This window comes from Novosphingobium sp., assembly GCF_031424035.1.
In the GTDB taxonomy this organism is placed as follows: Bacteria; Pseudomonadota; Alphaproteobacteria; order Sphingomonadales; family Sphingomonadaceae; genus Novosphingobium.
In genome coordinates this window covers 77,570-96,962 of the sequence record NZ_JANPGP010000035.1, presented here as the reverse complement: position 1 = coordinate 96,962, position 19,393 = coordinate 77,570, and the positions used below count along the sequence as shown (strand labels likewise).

General features: G+C 63.7%; 21 protein-coding genes. 7 read left to right on the top strand and 14 right to left on the bottom strand.

Translation table 11 applies throughout. From position 1 onward, the window contains the following. Positions 1 to 100: 100 nt before the first annotated feature. A complete protein-coding gene (locus tag RMO89_RS05395) occupies positions 101 to 1,384 on the top strand; it encodes a cytochrome P450 (RefSeq protein WP_310531685.1) in 1,284 nt (427 codons plus the stop codon). Here RMO89_RS05395 and RMO89_RS05390 read toward each other — a convergent pair. The 5 genes from RMO89_RS05390 to tyrS all read right to left on the bottom strand — a co-directional run bounded on the left by RMO89_RS05390 (position 1,381) and on the right by tyrS (position 6,003). Next, the gene (locus RMO89_RS05390) at positions 1,381 to 2,097 is read right to left on the bottom strand and encodes a dienelactone hydrolase family protein (RefSeq protein ID WP_310531683.1); all 717 of its coding nucleotides are present in this window, start codon (positions 2,095 to 2,097) and stop codon (positions 1,381 to 1,383) included. The genes RMO89_RS05395 and RMO89_RS05390 overlap by 4 nt on opposite strands. Beyond that, positions 2,094 to 3,011, bottom strand: coding sequence for a cysteine synthase A (gene cysK / locus RMO89_RS05385; protein ID WP_310531682.1), 918 nt, complete (start codon positions 3,009 to 3,011; stop codon positions 2,094 to 2,096). The genes RMO89_RS05390 and cysK overlap by 4 nt, the downstream gene beginning before the upstream one ends. Continuing rightward, positions 3,008 to 4,279 (bottom strand): MFS transporter, encoded by a 1,272-nt coding sequence (locus RMO89_RS05380; RefSeq protein ID WP_310531681.1) that lies wholly within the window; start codon positions 4,277 to 4,279, stop codon positions 3,008 to 3,010. Before RMO89_RS05380 ends, cysK begins: the two co-directional genes overlap by 4 nt. Before the next feature lie 68 nt (positions 4,280 to 4,347). After that, positions 4,348 to 4,686 carry a PilZ domain-containing protein gene (locus tag RMO89_RS05375; RefSeq protein ID WP_310531679.1) on the bottom strand — a complete coding sequence of 113 codons (339 nt, stop codon included), beginning with the start codon at positions 4,684 to 4,686 and terminating at the stop codon, positions 4,348 to 4,350. Between the two features lie 90 nt (positions 4,687 to 4,776). Beyond that, complete coding sequence (tyrS, locus tag RMO89_RS05370) at positions 4,777 to 6,003, bottom strand: tyrosine--tRNA ligase (RefSeq protein ID WP_310531677.1); 1,227 nt, start codon at positions 6,001 to 6,003, stop codon at positions 4,777 to 4,779. 45 nt (positions 6,004 to 6,048) lie between these two features. Between tyrS and RMO89_RS05365 the strand changes: the two genes are divergently transcribed. Together RMO89_RS05365 and RMO89_RS05360 are read left to right on the top strand one after the other, a co-directional pair. Continuing rightward, on the top strand, positions 6,049 to 6,591 hold the full coding sequence (locus RMO89_RS05365) for a DOMON-like domain-containing protein (RefSeq protein WP_310531676.1): 543 nt from the start codon (positions 6,049 to 6,051) through the stop codon (positions 6,589 to 6,591). Continuing rightward, positions 6,588 to 7,784 carry a DUF1343 domain-containing protein gene (locus tag RMO89_RS05360; protein WP_310531675.1) on the top strand — a complete coding sequence of 399 codons (1,197 nt, stop codon included), beginning with the start codon at positions 6,588 to 6,590 and terminating at the stop codon, positions 7,782 to 7,784. Before RMO89_RS05365 ends, RMO89_RS05360 begins: the two co-directional genes overlap by 4 nt. Here the strand turns inward: RMO89_RS05360 and ygiD are convergent. Genes ygiD through RMO89_RS05335 form a run of 5 tightly spaced genes read right to left on the bottom strand, consistent with a single transcriptional unit; the run spans position 7,781 to position 11,943 of the window. After that, positions 7,781 to 8,584, bottom strand: coding sequence for a 4,5-DOPA dioxygenase extradiol (gene ygiD, locus RMO89_RS05355; protein ID WP_310531674.1), 804 nt, complete (start codon positions 8,582 to 8,584; stop codon positions 7,781 to 7,783). The genes RMO89_RS05360 and ygiD overlap by 4 nt on opposite strands. Positions 8,585 to 8,640: 56 nt before the next feature. Beyond that, on the bottom strand, positions 8,641 to 9,822 hold the full coding sequence (locus RMO89_RS05350; protein WP_310531673.1) for a VWA domain-containing protein: 1,182 nt from the start codon (positions 9,820 to 9,822) through the stop codon (positions 8,641 to 8,643). Between the two features lie 4 nt (positions 9,823 to 9,826). Then, positions 9,827 to 10,669 (bottom strand): DUF817 domain-containing protein, encoded by an 843-nt coding sequence (locus tag RMO89_RS05345; protein WP_310531672.1) that lies wholly within the window; start codon positions 10,667 to 10,669, stop codon positions 9,827 to 9,829. Between the two features lie 3 nt (positions 10,670 to 10,672). Next, entirely contained in the window at positions 10,673 to 11,101 is a 429-nt protein-coding gene (locus RMO89_RS05340) for a GFA family protein (protein ID WP_310531671.1), read from the bottom strand. Next, positions 11,101 to 11,943, bottom strand: coding sequence for a MoxR family ATPase (locus RMO89_RS05335; RefSeq protein ID WP_310531670.1), 843 nt, complete (start codon positions 11,941 to 11,943; stop codon positions 11,101 to 11,103). Before RMO89_RS05335 ends, RMO89_RS05340 begins: the two co-directional genes overlap by 1 nt. A gap of 86 nt (positions 11,944 to 12,029) precedes the next feature. On the opposite strand from RMO89_RS05335, the gene RMO89_RS05330 reads away from it, so the two are divergent. Beyond that, entirely contained in the window at positions 12,030 to 12,467 is a 438-nt protein-coding gene (locus tag RMO89_RS05330; RefSeq protein ID WP_310531669.1) for a nuclear transport factor 2 family protein, read from the top strand. Positions 12,468 to 12,473: 6 nt separating this feature from the next. Here the strand turns inward: RMO89_RS05330 and parE are convergent, their stop codons facing one another. Continuing rightward, entirely contained in the window at positions 12,474 to 14,474 is a 2,001-nt protein-coding gene (parE, locus tag RMO89_RS05325; RefSeq protein WP_310531668.1) for a DNA topoisomerase IV subunit B, read from the bottom strand. An 84-nt stretch (positions 14,475 to 14,558) separates the two neighbouring features. Next, positions 14,559 to 15,713: a penicillin-binding protein activator gene (locus RMO89_RS05320; RefSeq protein WP_310531667.1), complete on the bottom strand. Its 1,155-nt coding sequence runs from the start codon at positions 15,711 to 15,713 to the stop codon at positions 14,559 to 14,561. A 38-nt stretch (positions 15,714 to 15,751) separates the two neighbouring features. On the opposite strand from RMO89_RS05320, the gene rsmI reads away from it, so the two are divergent. The 3 genes from rsmI to gshB are packed head-to-tail and all read left to right on the top strand — an operon-like array spanning position 15,752 to position 17,894. Next, a complete protein-coding gene (gene rsmI / locus RMO89_RS05315; protein WP_310531666.1) occupies positions 15,752 to 16,579 on the top strand; it encodes a 16S rRNA (cytidine(1402)-2'-O)-methyltransferase in 828 nt (275 codons plus the stop codon). Continuing rightward, the gene (locus RMO89_RS05310; protein WP_310531665.1) at positions 16,576 to 16,923 is read left to right on the top strand and encodes a YraN family protein; all 348 of its coding nucleotides are present in this window, start codon (positions 16,576 to 16,578) and stop codon (positions 16,921 to 16,923) included. Before rsmI ends, RMO89_RS05310 begins: the two co-directional genes overlap by 4 nt. A 14-nt stretch (positions 16,924 to 16,937) precedes the next feature. Then, entirely contained in the window at positions 16,938 to 17,894 is a 957-nt protein-coding gene (gene gshB / locus RMO89_RS05305) for a glutathione synthase (protein WP_310531664.1), read from the top strand. A gap of 92 nt (positions 17,895 to 17,986) precedes the next feature. On the opposite strand, the gene RMO89_RS05300 is transcribed toward gshB, so the two are convergent. Continuing rightward, positions 17,987 to 18,499 (bottom strand): ACT domain-containing protein, encoded by a 513-nt coding sequence (locus tag RMO89_RS05300; RefSeq protein ID WP_310531663.1) that lies wholly within the window; start codon positions 18,497 to 18,499, stop codon positions 17,987 to 17,989. Continuing rightward, complete coding sequence (locus RMO89_RS05295) at positions 18,496 to 19,392, bottom strand: tyrosine recombinase XerC (protein WP_310531662.1); 897 nt, start codon at positions 19,390 to 19,392, stop codon at positions 18,496 to 18,498. The genes RMO89_RS05300 and RMO89_RS05295 overlap by 4 nt, the downstream gene beginning before the upstream one ends. Position 19,393 lies beyond the last annotated feature (1 nt).

The following is a 19,393-nucleotide window of genomic DNA, read 5'->3' as shown; positions in this document are numbered from 1 at the left end:
GACGTGCCTCCGGCGATATCCCCCCGGTGATCAGGCGGGCAGGTGCATTGCGCGCCTGCTCGCCTGCTGGCAGCTTTCCCTCACAAGGGAGAGCACGCGCATGTATCCGAAGACCATCGCCGAAATGCGGGTGGACTGGCCGACGCCGGATCACATTCCCGATGAACTGAAGGTCGACCTTGGCTGGGCATCGGGAATGATGCCCAATGACCTGGTCGATCCCTATGAGCCGTGTGCCTGGCTATCCGGTGCTGGCGTGCCGCCGCTGCTCTATCAACCAGCGTCACCGAACAACCTACAGGTCGGTGCCTCCGGCGGCGCGGGCGGCGGGCGCGGAACCTGGGTGGTCACCCATTACGCCGACATCAACCGCGTCTATTCCGATAACGAGGTTTTCTCGAACAAGGGAACGGCCGAATTTCAGCGGATGATCGGCGAGACGTTCCGCTCGATCCCGCTGGCAATCGATCCGCCCGAACACCAGAAGTACCGCCTGTTTCTCATGCCGCACTTCTCGCCGGCACGGGTCAACCGGATGCAGGACGATATCCGCGCGGTCGTGGTCGAGATGATCGAGGAGTTCCAGCACAAGGGCGAAGTCGACATCGCCCATGACTTCGGTCGCATATTTCCGGTGCGCATCTTCATGGGCCTGATGGGTTTCCCCGCCGCCATGTTCGAGGAGTTCCTCGAGTGGGAATGGAACATCCTCCACGGCGGCACACACGAGAAGATGGCCTGGGCCTTGCGGTCGGTGCTCGATTTCCTGCGCGGTTTCATCGCTGAAAAGGAAGCCAATCCCGATGACGGGCTGGTCTCATCGATTGTTCACGGCACGATCGAAGGCAAGCCGCTTACCGATGACGAGAAGATCGGCATGGTCTGGTTCCTCTGGCTCGGCGGGCTGGATACGGTGGCCGCAACGATCAGCCAGATGTTCCGCCGCATGGCGCTACAACCGGAGATTCAGGAGCAGCTTCGCGCCGATCCCGGACTGATCCCCAGCGTCGTCGAGGAATTCCTCCGCACCCAGCCGATCCTGAGTTCGACTCGCACCGCCAAATGCGATTTTGAGTGGCACGGACAGCAGATCAAGGCTGGCGACACTTTCCAGTGTCTCAATCCGTCAGGCAACTTCGACCCCGCCCAGTTTGATGACCCACGCACATTCGACCCGGCGCGCAAGGCGAACCGGCACTTCACTTTCGTCGGCGGAGTTCACTTGTGCCTTGGCGCACCCTTGGCCCGGCGCGAGCTGCGCATCCTGCTCGACGAATGGTTCAAGCGGATCGGACCGTTCAAGGTGAAGGAAGGGACGGACACGACCGTCTTCCCGTTCCTGCTCTCGATCCGCAACCTGCCGATTGTCTGGGACGTAGCCTAGTCCGGCTGCAACCCGAAAACCTCGTCACACAGGCTCATCAGCGCAGCCCATGACTGCTGGTCGGCGCTCGCGTCATAGCCGATCGCCGCCATGCCGCGGGCATCGCTGCCCGGATCGGTGAAACCGTGCTTCACGCCGCTGTAGGCGTGGATGTGCCAGTTGGCAGCCACGGCATCCATTTCCTCCCAGAATTCCGCCACCTGTTCGCGTGGGACCAGCGGATCGGCATCGCCGTGACACACGAGTATGCGCGGGCGGATCGGCTGATCTGCCTTGCGCCCGGTGGAGAGGATGCCATGAAAGCTGGCCACCAACGATAAGTCTTCGCCGGCACGCGCCAGTTCGAGAACGGCCTGTCCGCCCATGCAATAGCCTACCGCGCCGATGGGGAGGCCGCCAACTGAGGGAAGCTCACGCAGCACTGCCAACGCTGCGGAAAGTCGCTGCCGATAGTGATCGACATCGGCGCGCAGTTTTTCCGCCAGCGGCTTCGAGGCCTCGAAATCCGCAACCGGCTCGCCGTAGAAGTCAGCAATCAGCGCGAGAAACCCCGCCTCGGCAAGCATGGCTGCGCGCCGCTCGATGGGCGCGGTAACGTTGGCAATGGTAGCATACACCACCAAGGCACCGCGCGCCGGTCCTGACGGACGGGCCAGCCAACCCGTCAGGCCGATGTCACCATCGCGGTAATCTAGCCGCTCCAGAGCGCTCATTCGGGCAGGAAGTCCGGAACCGAAAGGTAGCGCTCGCCGGTGTCATAGTTGAAGCCGAGTACGCGGCTCCCGGCGGGCAGATCGGCCAGCTTCTGCGAAATCGCCGCAAGCGTTGCGCCCGAACTGATGCCGACGAGCATGCCTTCCTTAGTCGCACACTGGCGCGCCCATTCCTTGGCATCGGCAGGATCGACCTGGATCGCGCCATCGATCGACTGGGTGTGCAGGTTGCCGGGAATAAACCCCGCGCCGATGCCCTGGATCGGGTGAGGGGCCGGCTGGCCGCCCGAGATGACCGGCGACAGCGTCGGCTCTACGGCATAGGCCTTCATCTCTGGCCAAGCCTTCTTGAGCGTTTCCGCGCAGCCCGTCAGGTGCCCGCCGGTGCCGACGCCCGTGATCAAGGCATCGATCGGCGTCTCGGCGAAATCGGCAAGGATCTCCTGCGAGGTCGTGCGCACGTGGACTTCGATATTCGCCGGGTTCTCGAACTGCTGCGGCATCCAGCTGCCCGGGATTTCGGCCAGCAGTTCCTGCGCACGGGCGATCGCGCCCTTCATGCCCTTTTCGCGCGGCGTCAGATCGAAGGTTGCGCCATAGGCCAGCATCAGCCGGCGGCGTTCGATCGACATGGAATCCGGCATGACCAGGATCAGCTTGTAGCCCTTCACAGCGGATACCATGGCCAGACCGATCCCGGTGTTGCCGCTGGTCGGCTCGACGATGGTGCCGCCCGGTTTCAGGCTGCCATCCACTTCGGCAGCCTCGATCATGGCGAGGCCGATGCGGTCCTTGATCGAACCGCCGGGATTGGCGCGCTCGCACTTGATCCAGACCTCATGGTCGGGGAACAGCCGCGAAAGGCGGATGTGCGGGGTGTTGCCGATGGTTTCGAGGATCGAATCGACCTTCATGGCGCTTGCTCCTTTTCGCGATATTGCGGTGCGAATGTCCGTGCGTTCTTGAGTTCCGGGAAGATGAATGCCCAGGCGATGGTGACCAATATGGCTCCGACGCCGCCAAACACAACCGCTGCGACCGCGCTGTGCAGCAGGGCCGCCGCCGTTCCGGACTGCATCTCGCCCAGTTCGTTCGATGCCGAGATGAACAGCCCGGAAATCGCGCCGACTCGTCCGCGCATTTCGTCAGGCGTGCTCAATTGCTCGAGCGCCGAGCGGATATAGACCGAAACCATGTCCGCCGCGCCGAGCGCCGCCAGACAGCCGAGCGAGAAGACGAAATTGGTCGACAGGCCAAAGCCTACGGTGGCGAGACCATAAGCCCCGACGCCAACCAGCATCTTCGTGCCGACCTCCCGCTCGATCGGCTTCCACGACAGCACAAACGCCACGACCGCCGCGCCTGCTCCCGGCATGGCGCGCATCAGGCCCAGGCCTTCGGAGCCCACGTGCAGGATGTCACGGGCGAACACCGGAAGCAGGGCGGTCGCCCCGCCCATCAGCACGGCAAACAGGTCAAGCGTGACACAGCCCAGCAGGAAACGGTTGCGCCGCAGGAACCGGAAGCCTTCGATGTATTGGCGGATCGGATGTGTCTCGCGATCGCTTGCAGCTTGCGGCACGGGTCCGATCGTCAGCAACGACACCGCCGACAATCCCAGCAAGACCGTCGCTAACGCATGCGGCGACCAGGCGAGCGCGGCAAACAGCAGTCCGGCAACCGTAGGCCCGATCAGCGAACCGAATTGCCACGCGGTTGAGCTGATGGCGATGGCGCGGGGCATCAATGGAGCAGGGACGACATTGGGCACCATCGCGCTGAGCGACGGGCCCAGAAACACCCGAGCTGCACCGTGGGCAGCCGCGAGCGCGAAAAGCACAGGCAGGGAATGCGTGCCCACAGCAGTGACATAGGTCAGCGCCGCGGCAATCAGCAGGTCGAGCAAGGTGGCAAACAGGGCGATCCGCCGACGATCGAACCGGTCAGCAAAGACGCCGGAAACCGGGCTCAGCAGCGCATAGGGCACGAACTGCGCCAGCCCCAGCAGGCCCAGCAGGAACGAGGCGTCGACGATGCTCATCGCATAGTCGCTGCGCGCCACGTCATAGATCTGGTAGCCGAGGATGACGACCATGCCGGTGGTTGCGACCACCGCGCAAAAGCGGGAAAGCCAGATGTGCCGGAAGGCCGCAATCTGGAACGGGCTGGTCGGTTCAGTCACCGCCGATCAATGGCAGCAGGAATCACCCCTGCCAAGCAGAGCCTTGGTTGTCCGAAGGAAAGCTGGGCTTAACGCGAACGGCGCAGGCGCGGGTTCGGCTGGAGCGTGTCAATCAGGGCAAAGAAATCGTCCGGCCGGACGATTCGTTCAAACTGAAATCCGCCGCGACCTTCGGTGACCCAGATCAGGTGCGCTTCGATCCGGCCGACATGAGGCAAACGGATGACAATCCGCTCTCCGCGAGTCAGGGGCAGGTCACCATCGACCATGAATCCATGCGCCGAGATGTTCACAATATGCATGTGCAAGTCACCGAGCCGGCGATGTTCGCCGATGACCTTGTGGTCTACCGGATGACGCGCAGCGCGGCGCATATCGGTGACCGTAAGTTGTGCTCCGACTGGCATTGGCTCTGGCGACTCCTTGTTCGCGACCTACGGCAAGTCTCTGCCGCAAAATGGCGAAAAAAGAGTAAAACGCGGAAACATTTTGCCGGGTCAGGCGGGCTTCAATACCCCGTGCTTCTTCTTTCCGGACGAGATACGAAGCTCGCAACTACCCGGAATGTGGTGGTTTTCATCAGTGACCGCTTCACCTTCGATCCGCGCGCCGCCACCTGAAATTAATCGCTTGGCTTCGCCCCGGCTCGCCGCGAATCCGATTCCCACCAATGCATCGATGATTCCCATGCCCTCTGCGGGCAGGTCCAGCACCGGAAGATCTTGCCCAATGCCGCCGCCCGCAAAGGTGGCGGAAGCCGTGGCCTCTGCTGCTTTGGCGGCATCGGCGCCCCGGCACAGCGCAGTCACTTCGTTGGCGAGCACGGCCTTGGCCACATTGATCTCGCTACCCTCAAGTGATTCGAGTCGCGCAATCTCGTCCAGCGGCAGATCGGTGAACAGGCGCAGGAACTTGCCGACGTCACGGTCATCGACGTTGCGCCAGTATTGCCAGAAGTCATAGCCTGACAGTTGCTCCTCATTGAGCCAGACTGCACCGGCGGCCGTCTTGCCCATCTTGGCGCCATCCGCCGTGGTCAGCAGTGGCGTGGTGAGGCCGAACTGTTCCTTGCCTTCCATCCGGCGAGTCAGTTCGATGCCGTTGATGATGTTGCCCCACTGGTCGGACCCGCCCATCTGCAAGCGGCAACCGTGGCGCAGCGCAAGTTCGCGGAAGTCGTAGGCCTGCAGGATCATGTAGTTGAATTCGAGGAAGGTGAGCGGCTGCTCGCGGTCAAGGCGCAGCTTCACCGAATCAAAGGTCAACATGCGGTTGATCGTGAAATGCGGTCCGACCGTGCGCAGCAGTTCGATATAACCGAGTTGCGAAAGCCACTCGTCATTGTCGACCATGATCGCATCGGTCGGGCCATCGCCGAACTTCAACAGCCGCTCAAACACCGTGCGGATCGAGGCGATGTTGGCCTGGATACCCTCGGAGGTGAGCATCTTGCGGCTCTCGTCCTTGCCCGACGGATCGCCCACCTTGGTGGTTCCGCCGCCCATGACGACAATCGGCTTGTGACCGGTCTGCTGCAGGCGGCGCAGCATCATGATCTGCACCAGACTGCCGACATGGAGCGATGGCGCCGTGGCATCGAAGCCGATATAGCCGGGCACCACAGCCTCGTTCGCAAGCTTATCGAGCCCGTGGGCATCAGTCAGCTGGTGAATGTAGCCGCGCTCGTCGAGCAGGCGGAGCAGGGAGGATGTGTAGCTGGTCATGGCGTCTTCCGGTTTCGGGCGCGCGCCTAGCATGGAGAAGCGCGCTTGCAAACGTATCGCCTGATTTGCCACCCCGATACACCAGCGCTGAAGGTGCGCTCGGTTGACGCCTATGTCGTGCGCAACCGCGATAACTATCTGCATTTCCGCTGGCGGATAAAAGGTACGGGCGCGCTGATTGTGCCGGAATTTGTCGGACCGGGGCGAGAAGATGGCCTGTGGCAGACCACCTGTTTCGAGCTGTTTCTCGGGGCACCGGACAGCGATTCCTATCATGAGTTCAACTTCTCTCCCTCCGGCCGCTGGGCGGCCTATGACTTCACAGGATACCGCGAAGGCATGGCCGAGCGGGCAATGGTTGCGCCGCCGCAAAGCCAGGAACGCCGCCACGCCCATATCCTCACCTTTGATGTGCAATTGCGCGCCAGCGTGCTGCCGCCGCGCCCCTTGCAGCTCGGTCTAACCGCAGTGATCGAGGAAGAGGGCGGGGTGAAAAGCTATTGGGCCATCGCCCACCCGCCCTGCGCACCTGATTTCCACGCGCCCACTTGCTTCGCCGCAACACTTCCGCCACCGGAGCAGACATGAAATTCGGCATCGATCGCCTGCTGGCAGACCCCGCTCTACGCAAACCGCTTGAGGGCAAACGCGTTGCGCTGATCGCCCATCCGGCGAGCGTGACCGAGGACCTGACTCACTCGCTCGACGCGTTGATCGCGGCTGGGGTCAATGTCACCTCGGCCTTTGGCCCGCAGCACGGGCTGAAGGGCGACAAGCAGGACAACATGGTCGAAACGGCGGACGAAACCGATCCGCTTTACGGCATCCCGGTGTTCAGCCTCTACGGCGAGGTCCGCCGCCCCTCCGGCCAGATGATGAGCACAGCGGACGTGTTCCTGTTTGACCTGCAGGACCTTGGCTGCCGAATCTATACCTTCGTCACCACGCTACTCTACTTGCTTGAGGCCGCCGCCGAACATGGCAAGGAAGTCTGGGTGCTCGATCGCCCCAATCCCGCCGGCCGGCCGGTCGAGGGCACGTTGCTCGTGCCCGGGCAGGAAAGCTTCGTCGGGGCGGGGCCAATGCCGATGCGCCACGGGCTGACCATGGGCGAGATGGGGCATTGGTTCATCGCGCATTTCGGCCTCAAGGTGCCTTACCGAGTGGTCGAAATGGACGGCTGGCAGCCCGAAGGACCCGGCTTCGGCTGGCCCACCGATCGCGTGTGGATCAACCCGAGCCCCAATGCCGCCAACATCAACATGGCCCGCGCCTATGCGGGCACCGTGATGATCGAAGGTGCCACGGTCAGCGAGGGCAGGGGCACCACCCGTCCGCTCGAGGTGCTGTTCGGCGCGCCCGATCTCGATGCCAAGGCAGTGCTCGCCGAAATGCGGCGCTTTGCTCCCGACTGGCTGGCGGGCTGCGCGATCCGCGAGTGCTGGTTCGAGCCGACTTTCCACAAACACGCCAAGACCCTGTGCAGCGGGCTGATGATCCATGCCGAAGGGCCATTTTACGATCACCATGCCTTCCGTCCGTGGCGCTTGCAGGCGCTGGCTTTCAAGGCGATCCGGAACCTTTATCCGGACTATGGTCTGTGGCGCGACTTCCCTTACGAGTACGAATTCGAGCGGCTGGCGATTGATGTGATCAACGGCGGGCCAGCGCTTCGTGAGTGGGTGGACAACCCGGCCGCAACCCCCGCCGATCTTGAGCTCATTGCCAGCAGCGACGAAACCAAATGGCGCGAGGCGATCGCACCGCACCTGCTTTACTAGGCGATTCCGTCCAGCATGCCGGCATCGCCGACGAGGAATGACGTCATCGACAGCGCCCCGTCGACGTCGTCGTTGAACACGGCCACATCGTCCCCCGGCAGCCTTGCGCCGATCACATAGAGCAGCGGCAGGTAATGCTCGGCTGAGTTGATCGCCATCGCCGCCGCCCGGTCGTCCGGCGCGAAGTGCGCTAGCGCCTCTTCGTCTCCCGACTGCGCCGCCGAAACTACCCGCCGTCCGATATCGAGCGCCCATTCCGGCTGCGTGCCCTGCGTTTGCCGCCACAGCGACAGGTTGTGCACGACATTGCCGCTGCCGACGATCAGCACACCTTCGTCCCGCAGCAGCGCGAGCGCGCGGCCGATGGCGATATGTGCATCGGCGTCCAGCGTCCGGTCCAGCCCCAGCTGCACCGTGGGAATATCGGTTTCCGGGTACATCGGCTGGAGCACGGTCCAGGTGCCGTGGTCAAAGCCCCAGCTTTCGTCGCGAACCACGCGCTCTTCGCCGAGAAGTTCCGCCACTCGATCAACCAACTTTGCAGAACCCGGCGCAGGGTATTGCATGGCGAACAGCTCCGGCGGGAAGCCGCCGAAATCGTGGATTGTGCGCGGCGCCTCACCGGCGGTGAGGTGAACCTTGCCGTCCTGCGTCTCCCAGTGCGCGCTGATCGCCAGGATTGCCTTGGGGCGGGGCAACACCTTGCCCAGCGCGACAAAACTGGCGCGGTAGGGATTGTCGGTAATCACGGTCATCGGCGAGCCGTGACCGAGGAACAGGGCGGGCATACGTGTCGTCATGGCTTCAATCTGGGTCCTTGCCGCGCTGCTTCAACCAAGGATCGCTTCACCCGCACCTAGTGCTTCTTTCGGGTCAGTTCGCGCATGGCGGCATCGAGGCCATCGAGCGTCAGCGGGTACATGTTGTCCGACAGGATCTCGCGCATCACCTTGGTTGATCCCGAATAGTCCCACTGCCGCTCGGGCACCGGGTTCAGCCAGACGGTCGCCGGATAGGTATTGCACACGCGCTGCATCCACACTGCACCGGCCTCGGGATTGAAATGCTCGACCGAGCCGCCCGGATGGGTGATCTCGTAAGGACTCATCGCCGCATCTCCGACGAAAATCACCTTGTAGTCATGGCCGTACTTGTGGAGCACATCCCAGGTCGGCGTGCGCTCTGACCGGCGGCGCGAATTGTCCTTCCACACGCCCTCGTAGAGGCAATTGTGGAAGTAGAAGAACTCAAGGTTCTTGAACTCGGTCGTTGCCGCGCTGAACAGTTCTTCGACAAGCTTGATGAACGGGTCCATCGATCCGCCGACATCAAGGAACAATAGCACCTTCACCGCATTGCGCCGCTCCGCGCGCATCTGGATATCGAGGAACCCCTGACGCGCCGTCCCCCGGATCGTCTCTTCCAGATCAAGTTCTTCCGCTGCGCCTTCGCGGGCGAACCTGCGCAGGCGGCGCAGTGCGATCTTGATGTTGCGGGTGCCGAGTTCCTTGGTGTTATCAAGATTCTTGAAGTCGCGCTGTTCCCAGACCTTCACGGCGCGGCCATGCTTGCCTTCGCCGCCGATGCGCACGCCTTCGGGATTATAGCCTGAGTGACCGAAGGGTGAGGTGCCGCCGGTGCCGATCCACTTGTTGCCGCCCTGGTGCCGGCCTTCCTGTTCCTCGAGCCGCTTTTTCAGCGTCTCCATGATCTCGTCCCACGAACCGAGCGCGTTGATCTTTTCCATTTCCTCGGCCGTGAAAAAGCGTTCTGCCACGGCGCGCAGCCAATCCTCGGGAATGTCGACCGGCTGCTGGCCGTAATCGGTGAGGATGCCCTTGAAGACCTTGGCAAAGACCTGATCGAAGCGGTCGAGCAAACCCTCGTCCTTCACGTAGGTCGTGCGGGCGAGGTAGTAGAACGCCTCGGGCGTCTGCTCGATCACCTCGCGGTCGAGCGCTTCGAGCAGCACGAGGTGCTCCTTGATCGAGGCCGGGATGCCGGCGAGGCGCAGTTCGTCGAGGAAATTGAGGAGCATGGGTTCAATCCGGTTTGCGCGTGCCGTGGACCGTCGCCACCAGCACGAACGAGATATACATCAGCAGATACCACGCGCCCAGCTTTGCCGGCGAGACCATTTGCCAGCCGTGCTTCTGGTCCGGGTATATCCAGGCGTTGGAAAAGGTCGCGATGTTCTCCGCCGCCCAGATGAACAGCGCGACGAGGAACCAGCCGAGCAGCAGCGGCATCCAGCGGTGCGACCGCCAGTTGAGGAAGTGGACGCGGGTGCGCCAGAACAGCAGGCCGATGCCAGCGAACAGCACCAGCCGCACGTCGGGCAGCCAGTGGTGGGCAAAGAAGTTGATGTAGATCGCGGCCGCCAGCACCTGCGTCTGCCACTTCACCGGGTAAGCCGAATAGCGGAAATCGAAGATCCGCCAGACCCGCGCGATATAGCTACCCACGGCGGCATACATGAAGCCCGAGAACAGCGGCACGCCGCCGATCCGCAGCAGGCTCGGTTCCGGATAAACCCACGATCCGAAGGCGGTCTTGAACAGCTCCATAACCGTGCCGACAATGTGAAAGGCCAGGATAACCTTGGCCTCTTCCAGCGTTTCCAGCTGGAAGGCCAGCATTCCCACCTGTATCGCCAAGGCCGAGAGCGTCAGGAAATCGTACCGCGCCAGCGCCGCATCGTTCGGATAAAACAGGTGCGTCGCCAGCAGCAGGCCAAGCATCAGCGCGCCGAACAGGCAGGCCCATGCCTGCTTGAAGCCGAACAGCAGAAACTCGTAAATCCACGAATGCCAGCCGGGACGGGGCTCGAAAGCCTCAAGCCGCCCGCGGATCGCGGCGAAACGGGTGTGGCGCTGGCCAGCCAAGGCTCAGTCGGCCGGCGGCGGGATGGGCGGTTGTTCCTGATGCTGATCGATTGCCGGATCGACGACGGCCCAGTCCGGGGCTTCCGACAGCCAGATCGAAATGGTCGGCTTCAGTCCGTGTCCCTCGTCAAGGAAACCGAGGCGAAAAGTCCGCGCGTTAGGCCGCCCCGACGTCTTGGCCATCACCGGGTTGCCGCAGCTTGGGCAGAACATCTGAGTGTAGGCATTGCCGCTGGCCGCAGTGTAGCCATACGAGGCTAGTTCACCGCTGACCTCGACATCGCCAAGATCAAACCGCGCATTGACCGTGGCCGCGCCGCCAGCCAGCTTCTGGCACTGACGACACCAGCACTGCGCCACGGCGAGCGGCTCGCCCTTGATCGTCGCGGTGACGGCACCGCAGGCGCAGCGCCCGGTGTAAGGCGCCGTCATCAGCTCTGGCGCCGCGCCATGAAGGCGAGCCGTTCAAACAGCATCACGTCCTGCTCGTTCTTGAGCAGCGCACCGTGCAGCGGCGGGATAGCCTTGGTCGGATCGCGGTTCTGCAGGACGTCGAGCGGCATATCCTCGTTGAGCAGCAGCTTCAGCCAGTCGAGCAGCTCGCTGGTGCTGGGCTTCTTCTTCAGGCCCGGGACTTCGCGGACCTCGTAGAAGATCTCCATCGCCTTGCTCACCAGCGTCTTCTGGATGCCGGGGAAGTGGACGTCGATGATCGCCTGCATCGTGTCACGGTCAGGGAACTTGATGTAGTGGAAAAAGCAGCGGCGCAGGAACGCGTCGGGCAGTTCCTTTTCGTTGTTCGAGGTGATGACCACGACCGGGCGTTCCTTGGCGGCAACACGCTCGCCGGTTTCGTAAACGTCGAAGCTCATCCGGTCGAGTTCCTGCAACAGGTCGTTAGGGAACTCGATGTCAGCCTTGTCGATCTCGTCGATCAGCAGGACGGGCAGCTCGGGCGCGGTGAAGGCTTCCCACAGCTTGCCCTTGCGGATGTAGTTGTTGATGTCATGAACGCGCTCATCGCCCAGCTGGCCGTCACGCAGGCGGGCGACCGCATCGTATTCGTAGAGTCCCTGATGCGCCTTCGTGGTCGATTTGACGTGCCATTCGATCAGCGGGGCATTGATAGCCTTGGCGATTTCATGGGCGAGGACGGTCTTGCCGGTGCCAGGTTCGCCCTTCACCAGCAGCGGGCGCCGCAGCAGGACGGCGGCGTTGACGGCGACCTTCAGGTCATCAGTGGCGACGTAATTGCTCGTACCTTCGAAACGCATCGGCGATCAGTCCTGTCATGGCTCTTTGCGAGTGCCGGTAAGCTGTGCTTTGCAGTGCGGCAAGAGGCAATGCAGGGAGAGAAGCGATGCCCGGTTTCGACGACTGGCAGGCGATATGCGAAACCAAGGCGCGCTATTGCCGCTGCATGGACACCAAGGACTGGCAGGGATGGGCCGATGTCTTCACCGAGGATCTGGTGCTCGATTCGACCCCGGCGGGCGGCTACCGGATCGAAGGACGCGACAAGGCAATCGCCACGGTGCGCGGATCGATCGAGGATGCGAAGACCTCGCACCAGGTCCACAACCCGGAAGTGGTGTTTGACGGCGACGATGCCGCCAACGTCATCTGGGCCATGCAGGACCGCGTGCAGATGAGCGCCGAGCGTGCCGCCGCTTCAGGTCATATCGGTCACACCGGCTATGGCCACTATCACGAACGCTATGTCCGTTGCCCCGACGGCAAATGGCGGATCAAGGAATCCCGGTTATCCTACCTGCACTTTGACGCAATAACTGGCTGACCGGGATCAGGCGTCGATCAATTCCGGATCGAGCTCACCGGCCCGGTTCTGGATGAACATGAAGCGCTGTGCGGGATCGCGGCCCATCAGGCGGTCGACGAGGTCCTTCACCGCTGCGCGGCCTTCGTATTCGGGCGGCAGGGTGATACGCAGCAGCGAGCGTTTCGCCGGATCCATTGTGGTTTCACGCAGCTGCTGCGGGTTCATTTCGCCAAGGCCCTTGAACCGGCCGACTTCAACTTTCTTGCCCTTGAAGCGGCCGTTCTCCAGCTCGGTGCGGTGTGCCTCGTCGCGGGCATAGGCGCTCTCCTTGCCGCAGGTCAGGCGGTACAGCGGCGGCTGGGCGAGATAGAGGTGCCCGCGCCGGACGAGTTCCGGCATTTCCTGGAAGAAGAAGGTCATCAACAGCGTGGCGATGTGTGCCCCATCCACATCCGCGTCGGTCATGATGATGACGCGGTCATAACGCAGGTTATCGGCGTTGCAGTCCTTGCGGAAGCCGCAGCCGAGCGCGAGACCGAGATCGGCGATTTCGGTATTGGCGCGGATCTTGTCCGCGGTCGCGCTGGCGACGTTGAGGATCTTGCCGCGGATCGGCAGGATCGCCTGGCTCTTGCGGTCGCGCGCCTGCTTGGCCGAGCCACCGGCGCTATCGCCTTCGACGATGAACAGTTCGGTTTCGGCATCGCCCTCGCCAGTGCAATCGGTGAGCTTGCCCGGCAGACGCAGCTTGCGCGCGTTGGTCGCGGTCTTGCGCTTGACCTCGCGCTCTGCCTTGCGGCGCAGGCGTTCGTCCATGCGTTCAAGGACATGGCCGAGCAGCGCCTTGCCGCGCTCCATATTGTCGGTGAGGAAGTGGTCGAAATGATCGCGCACCGCGTTCTCGACGAGGCGGGCGGCCTCGGGACTGGTCAGGCGGTCCTTGGTCTGGCTCTGGAACTGGGGATCGCGGATGAAGACCGAGAGCATGATTTCGCTGCCGGTGACGACGTCCTCGGGCGCGATGTCCTTCGCCTTTTTCTGCCCAACAAGATCGGCAAAAGCCCGAATACCCTTGGTCAGTGCCGCACGAAGCCCGGCTTCATGGGTGCCGCCATCGGGTGTCGGGATGGTGTTGCAGTACCAGGAATAGGCCCCGTCCGACCACAGCGGCCATGCCACCGCCCATTCGGCGCGGCCCTGTTCTTCGCCGGGAAAGTCCTGCGTTCCCGAGAAGAACTGCGTGGTAATGCATTCGCGCGCGCCGATCTGTTCCTTGAGGTGATCGGCCAAGCCGCCGGGGAACTGGAACACGGCTTCGGCCGGAACCTCGTCTGAGACCAACGAAGGCGCGCACTTCCAGCGGATTTCTACCCCGGCAAACAGGTAGGCCTTCGACCGCACCAGCTTGAACAGGCGCGCCGGTTTGAACCTGGCGTCGTCGCCGAAAATCTCGGTATCGGGGATGAAGGTCACTGACGTCCCGCGACGATTCGGCGTGCCCCCCAGCCGCTGCAATGGCCCTGTCGGCAACCCGCGCGAGAATTCCTGCGCGTAAAGTTCCTTGTTGCGGGCAACTTCGATGCGGGTCAGCGATGACAGGGCGTTGACGACCGAAACGCCGACCCCATGCAGGCCGCCCGAAGTGGCATAGGCCTTGCCCGAAAACTTACCGCCCGAGTGAAGCGTGGTGAGGATGACTTCGAGCGCCGACTTGCCCGGATACTTCGGATGCTCGTCCACCGGGATGCCGCGGCCGTTGTCGATAATCGTCAGCTTTCCCGCCGCGCCGGGGGCTTCTTCCAGCAATACCTCGATACGGTTGGCATGGCCTGCCACCGCTTCGTCCATCGCATTGTCGAGCACTTCGGCGGCGAGGTGATGCAGCGCGCGTTCGTCTATCCCGCCGATGTACATGCCCGGGCGCCGACGGACGGGCTCCAGCCCCTCCAGCACTTCGATCGCGGAGCCGTCATAGCTTTCGCCAGCGGCGGATTTGGGCAGGGCTTCGAAAAGATCGTCGGACATGGCCAAAGCTTTAGAACGCGAGGGATTCCGCGCGCAAGGAGGAGCCGGGACTTATCTTCAGTCGTCCCGCTGCGCAGGCAGGCTTCAGTTCGGCAGGCGTGCCGGGGCGGGGCTCACCACGGTAACGCCGCCCTGCCGGATCTCGACCACTTCGTGCGCGCGTTCGACCACGCCGTTCGCGCCAAACCGGAACACGCCGTCGAGCCCGAGGAAGCCTTCGGGATCGAGCAGCTTGGCCGTCGAAAAGGTCGTTCCCGGCTTCCACGTCCGCGCCACGCGCAGAGTGAGCAGCACGGCATCATAGCCCATCGTCGCCATGCGGTGCGGCTGGGCGCCGAAGCGGTTGCGGTAGCTCTCCGAGAACTGGAGGAAACGGCCATCGGACGCCGCCGCGTACCATGCCCCGCGCAGCGACGGGCTGGTCAGCGCGCCATTGTCACCGCTCCACAATTCGGTGCCGAGCAGGCGCGGCCCAACGCCGCGAGGGCGAAGCTGCGGCGCGGCGAGAACGGCAAAGCGGCTGCCATCGGCGATCAGCACGGCATCGAGCGGACCCTTGGCCTTGAGGCGCTTGGCGGCGCTGATGATTGATGGATTGCTGCGGGCGAAAACCTCGCTGGCAACGACCGTGCCTCCAGCTTCCATCACCGCCGTGTTAAGCGCGGCATTGGCGCGCAGGCCGTAATCGCCCTCGGGCAGCAGCGCACCAAAGCGCCGGGCGCCCTTCGAGCGCGCCCAGCCGATTGTCCGTTCGATTGACTGGTTGGGCAGACTACCCATGATGAAAACATCGCGGCCAGCGACCGAGGCATCATTCGAAAAGGCGATGATCGGCACCCGTGCGGGGCGCGCGATGCGGGCCACGGCGGCAACCTCGTCGCCCATCAAGGGGCCAAGGATCAGCTTGTTGCCATCGGCAATCGCGCGGGTGGCGGCGTCAGCCGTACCGCTCGACGTGTCGTAGGTGGTGATGCGCAGGTTGGTCGCATTGGTATCGAGCACGGCCATATTCGCAGCGTTGGCCAGCGCTTGCCCGACGCCGGCATTCGGTCCGCTCGTGGGCAACAGGATCGCCACGCGGTGGCGCTGCTGGTCGACGGGCAGGACGTTGGCATTGGGCACCTGCGTGGCGGGGCCTGAGCTCTGCGGAGCGCCCTTTGGCACGACCTGACACCCGGCGAGCAGCACCAGTCCTGTTGCCGCCATCAGTCCCCGCCTGGAAAACTTGCCTTCGATCATGCCTTGATGCTCCCCGCTGGCCGGTCCATTAATTCCCGATGGACACAGCGCTTGCCCCCGGGCTCTACATTGTCGCGACGCCAATTGGCAATCTGGGTGACATAACCCTGCGGGCTGTAGAGACGCTCCGTGGCGTATCAGCGGTAGCCTGTGAGGATACGCGGGTCACTGGAAAGCTGCTGCATCACCTCGGCATCAAGCAGCGGCTGGTGCGCTATGACGACCATGCCAGCGAGGAAACCCGCGAATATCTGCTCCGGTTGGCGGGCGAGGGGCCGCTGGCGCTCGTCAGCGATGCCGGCACCCCGCTGATTTCCGATCCCGGTTTCAAACTGGTCCGCATGGCGCGCGAGCGCGGCATTGCCGTGACCAGTCTGCCGGGAGCGAGCGCGGCGATCATGGCGATCACGCTCTCGGGCATCCCCAGCGACCGTTTCCTGTTTGCCGGCTTCCTGCCATCGAAGGACAAGGCGCGCCGCGAAACGCTGGCCGAACTGGCAGCGGTTCCGGCCACGCTGGTGTTCTACGAAACATCGCCCCGGCTCACCGATGCGCTTGCGGCAATCGACGACGTCCTGCCGGGCCGAGAAGTGGCGGTGGCGCGCGAGCTGACCAAGAAATTCGAGGAATGCCGCAGTGGCACCGCGCAGGACCTCATCGCGCATTACACCGCCCATCCGCCCAAGGGCGAGATCGCGCTGGTGATCGCGCCGCCGCTGCCGGCTGAACCCGAAGACCACGATGTTGATGCCCTGCTGCGCGAGGCCCTCGCAGGGGCCAAGGCCAGTCAGGCGGCGGGGCAAGTGGCCAAGGCGACCGGGCTTGACCGCAAGATGCTTTATGCGCGGGCGATGGAACTCAAGTGAAGCGCGCAGAGGCCGAGCGGCGAGGCAGGCGCGGCGAAATGCTCGCGGCATGGTACATGCGGCTCAAGGGCTGGCGTGTGCTGGCGCAGCGAGTCAAAACGCATCGCGGCGAGATCGACCTGATCGCACGGCGCGGCAATCTCGTGGCCTTCATCGAGGTCAAATGGCGCGCCAACCATGCCGACCTAGACTACGCGATTGACGAATGGCGCTTGCGGCGTGTGCGCGCGGCGGTAGAGGCTGTGGCGCATCGCTGGATGGAGGCGGGGGACGACATGCGGATCGACGTCCTGCTGCTTGCACCCGGTCGCTGGCCGCGCCACATCGTCAACGCATCAATGTAATCGGGAATCTAAACATGACCCTTCGCGTCGCCGTCCAGATGGACCCGATCGAGACGATCAACATCACCGGCGATTCCAGCTTCGCGCTGCTGCTGAGCGCGCAGGCGCGCGGGCACGAGGTTTGGCATTATGACGTGAAGAGCCTTGCCCTCGATGAAGGCCGGTTAACCGCATGGGCCAGCCCGGTGACAGTCCAGCGCGTCCCCGGCGACCATTTCCAGAAGGGCGAGGCGCGCAAGATCGATCTGGCCAAGGATGTCGACGTCATCCTGATGCGGCAGGATCCGCCGTTCGACCTCGGCTACATCACCGCGACCTTCCTGCTCGAACGGCTGGCAGGTCATACGCTGGTGGTCAACGATCCGGCCAGCGTGCGCAACGCACCCGAAAAGGTCTTCGTCCTGGATTACGCGCGTTTCATGCCGCCGACGCTCGTCGCCCGCCGGATCGAGGACATCCGCGATTTCCACGCGCGCCATCCCGGCGATCTGGTGATGAAGCCGCTCCATGGCAACGGCGGCAAGGCCGTGGTCCGCATCCCGGCAGATGGCAGCAACATGGGCGCGCTCAGTGAACTGTTCGACGCCGCCTGGGTGGAACCCCACATGATCCAGCCGTTCCTCCCCGACATTTCCGAAGGCGACAAGCGCATCGTGCTGGTTGACGGCGTGTTTGCCGGAGCCATCAACCGCCGCCCCGGCGAAGGCGAATTCCGCTCAAACCTCGCCGTCGGTGGCTATGCCGAGGCGACAACACTGACGGCGCGCGAGGAAGAAATCTGCGCGACACTCGCCCCCGAACTCAAGGCGCGCGGTCTGGTGTTCGTTGGCATCGATGTGATCGGCGGCAAGTGGCTCACAGAGATCAACGTGACCTCACCCACCGGCATCGTCGCCATCGACAGCTTCAACGGCACCGATACTCCGGCGATGATCTGGGACGCGATCGAGGTGCGTTACGCCGCGATGTAACCGTCGTCCCGGGCTTGACCCGGGACCGCTTGCCTTTGGGCGCAAGGTTGCATCGATGAGGCCTGCGGTCCCGGATCAGGTCCGGGACGACGTCAATCGAAGCTGAAATCGACCATGATCTCGCCGGAAATTGCCTCCAGCGCGTCCTGAACTTCGCTGGGCGTGGCAGAGGCAGGGATGGTGAGTTCGATCCTCGCCTTGAACAACAATTCGCCAGTCTGGGCGCCCGGAACCGCATCGGATTCAAACCCATCGATGTTCGCGCCGACCGCTTCGAGCACCTTGGTGACTTCGCGCACGATTCCCGGGCGGTCCTGCCCCACCAGCTCGATCACCAGTACCTTGCCGGTGTCAGCAGGATCGCTCCCGGCCGGCACCATCGCCACCTGCAACCCGCTGGCGTCGATCCCCAGCACTTCCTCGGACAGCAGCGGCAAGTTCGCCGCATCGACCTCAACCAGCACCGAGCCGACATATTTGCCGCCAAGCCGCGCGAGGTGGCTTTCGAGCCAGTTTCCGCCCGCCGCATGAACCGCCTCGGCCAGTTCGCGGGTGAGGCCACGCCGGTCGCTGCCGAGCACGGTGAGGATAATGCGCGCTTTCATGACTGCTCCCTCGGATGGGCATTGCGATAGACGTCAAGCAGAACCGCCGCGTCCACCTTGGTATAGATCTGCGTCGAACCCAGACTGGCGTGGCCGAGCAATTCCTGCAAGCTGCGAAGATCGGCGCCGGCGCCTAGCAGGTGCGTGGCAAAGGAATGGCGCAGCGCGTGGGGCGTGGCGCTGGCCGGCAGGCCGAGCGCGATCCGCGCCCGCGCCATCGCCTTTTGCACCATGCCCGGAGCCAGCGGCCCGCCGCGCGCACCGCGAAACAGCGGCTGGTCGCGCTCCGCAGGGAAGGGGCACTTGCCGAGATAATCCGACACCGCATCGCGCACAATCGGCAGCAGGGGCACGACCCGCTGCTTGTTGCCCTTGCCGGTCACGGTGATCGCATCGCCAAGTGGCAAGGCCGCGCCGGTCAGCGACAGCGCCTCGGCAATACGCATCCCCGCGCCGTAAAGCAGCAGCAACACGGCCCGATCGCGCGCGCCGATCCATTCCTCCACGCCGCTGTCACCTACCATGGCGGCGAGGTTCACCGCTTCGTCAGGCGTAACAGGGCGCGGCAGGCCCTTCTTGATACGCGGCCCGCGCAGGCGCGGCGGCGAGGGATCGGGCTGGCCCGAACGCTCGCGAGCGAAGCGGATGAAGGCTTTCAGCGCTGACAGTTCGCGCGCGGCAGAAACGTTGCCGATGCCCTCGGCCCGCCGCAAGGCAAGCTGACCCCGCAGCGCCGCCGCATCCAGCCGGGCAAGGGCAGACCAATCAGTATCGCCCAATTCCTCCAGCAGCCGCCCCGCCGTGCCGACATAGGCGCGCACCGTATGCGGTGAGCGGCGGCGGTCATCGCCAAGGTGCCCGCGCCAAGCCTCGAGGATGTCCGAGGCGCGCAAG

Coding starts and splice junctions, on each gene's coding strand:
- RMO89_RS05395 (WP_310531685.1), top strand. CDS start 101: ATGTATCCGAAGACCATCGCCGAAATGCGGGTGGACTGGCCGACGCCG.
- RMO89_RS05390 (WP_310531683.1), bottom strand. CDS start 2,097: ATGAGCGCTCTGGAGCGGCTAGATTACCGCGATGGTGACATCGGCCTG.
- cysK (WP_310531682.1), bottom strand. CDS start 3,011: ATGAAGGTCGATTCGATCCTCGAAACCATCGGCAACACCCCGCACATC.
- RMO89_RS05375 (WP_310531679.1), bottom strand. CDS start 4,686: ATGCCAGTCGGAGCACAACTTACGGTCACCGATATGCGCCGCGCTGCG.
- tyrS (WP_310531677.1), bottom strand. CDS start 6,003: ATGACCAGCTACACATCCTCCCTGCTCCGCCTGCTCGACGAGCGCGGC.
- RMO89_RS05360 (WP_310531675.1), top strand. CDS start 6,588: ATGAAATTCGGCATCGATCGCCTGCTGGCAGACCCCGCTCTACGCAAA.
- ygiD (WP_310531674.1), bottom strand. CDS start 8,584: ATGACGACACGTATGCCCGCCCTGTTCCTCGGTCACGGCTCGCCGATG.
- RMO89_RS05350 (WP_310531673.1), bottom strand. CDS start 9,822: ATGCTCCTCAATTTCCTCGACGAACTGCGCCTCGCCGGCATCCCGGCC.
- RMO89_RS05340 (WP_310531671.1), bottom strand. CDS start 11,101: ATGACGGCGCCTTACACCGGGCGCTGCGCCTGCGGTGCCGTCACCGCG.
- RMO89_RS05335 (WP_310531670.1), bottom strand. CDS start 11,943: ATGCGTTTCGAAGGTACGAGCAATTACGTCGCCACTGATGACCTGAAG.
- RMO89_RS05330 (WP_310531669.1), top strand. CDS start 12,030: ATGCCCGGTTTCGACGACTGGCAGGCGATATGCGAAACCAAGGCGCGC.
- parE (WP_310531668.1), bottom strand. CDS start 14,474: ATGTCCGACGATCTTTTCGAAGCCCTGCCCAAATCCGCCGCTGGCGAA.
- RMO89_RS05320 (WP_310531667.1), bottom strand. CDS start 15,713: ATGATCGAAGGCAAGTTTTCCAGGCGGGGACTGATGGCGGCAACAGGA.
- rsmI (WP_310531666.1), top strand. CDS start 15,752: ATGGACACAGCGCTTGCCCCCGGGCTCTACATTGTCGCGACGCCAATT.
- gshB (WP_310531664.1), top strand. CDS start 16,938: ATGACCCTTCGCGTCGCCGTCCAGATGGACCCGATCGAGACGATCAAC.
- RMO89_RS05300 (WP_310531663.1), bottom strand. CDS start 18,499: ATGAAAGCGCGCATTATCCTCACCGTGCTCGGCAGCGACCGGCGTGGC.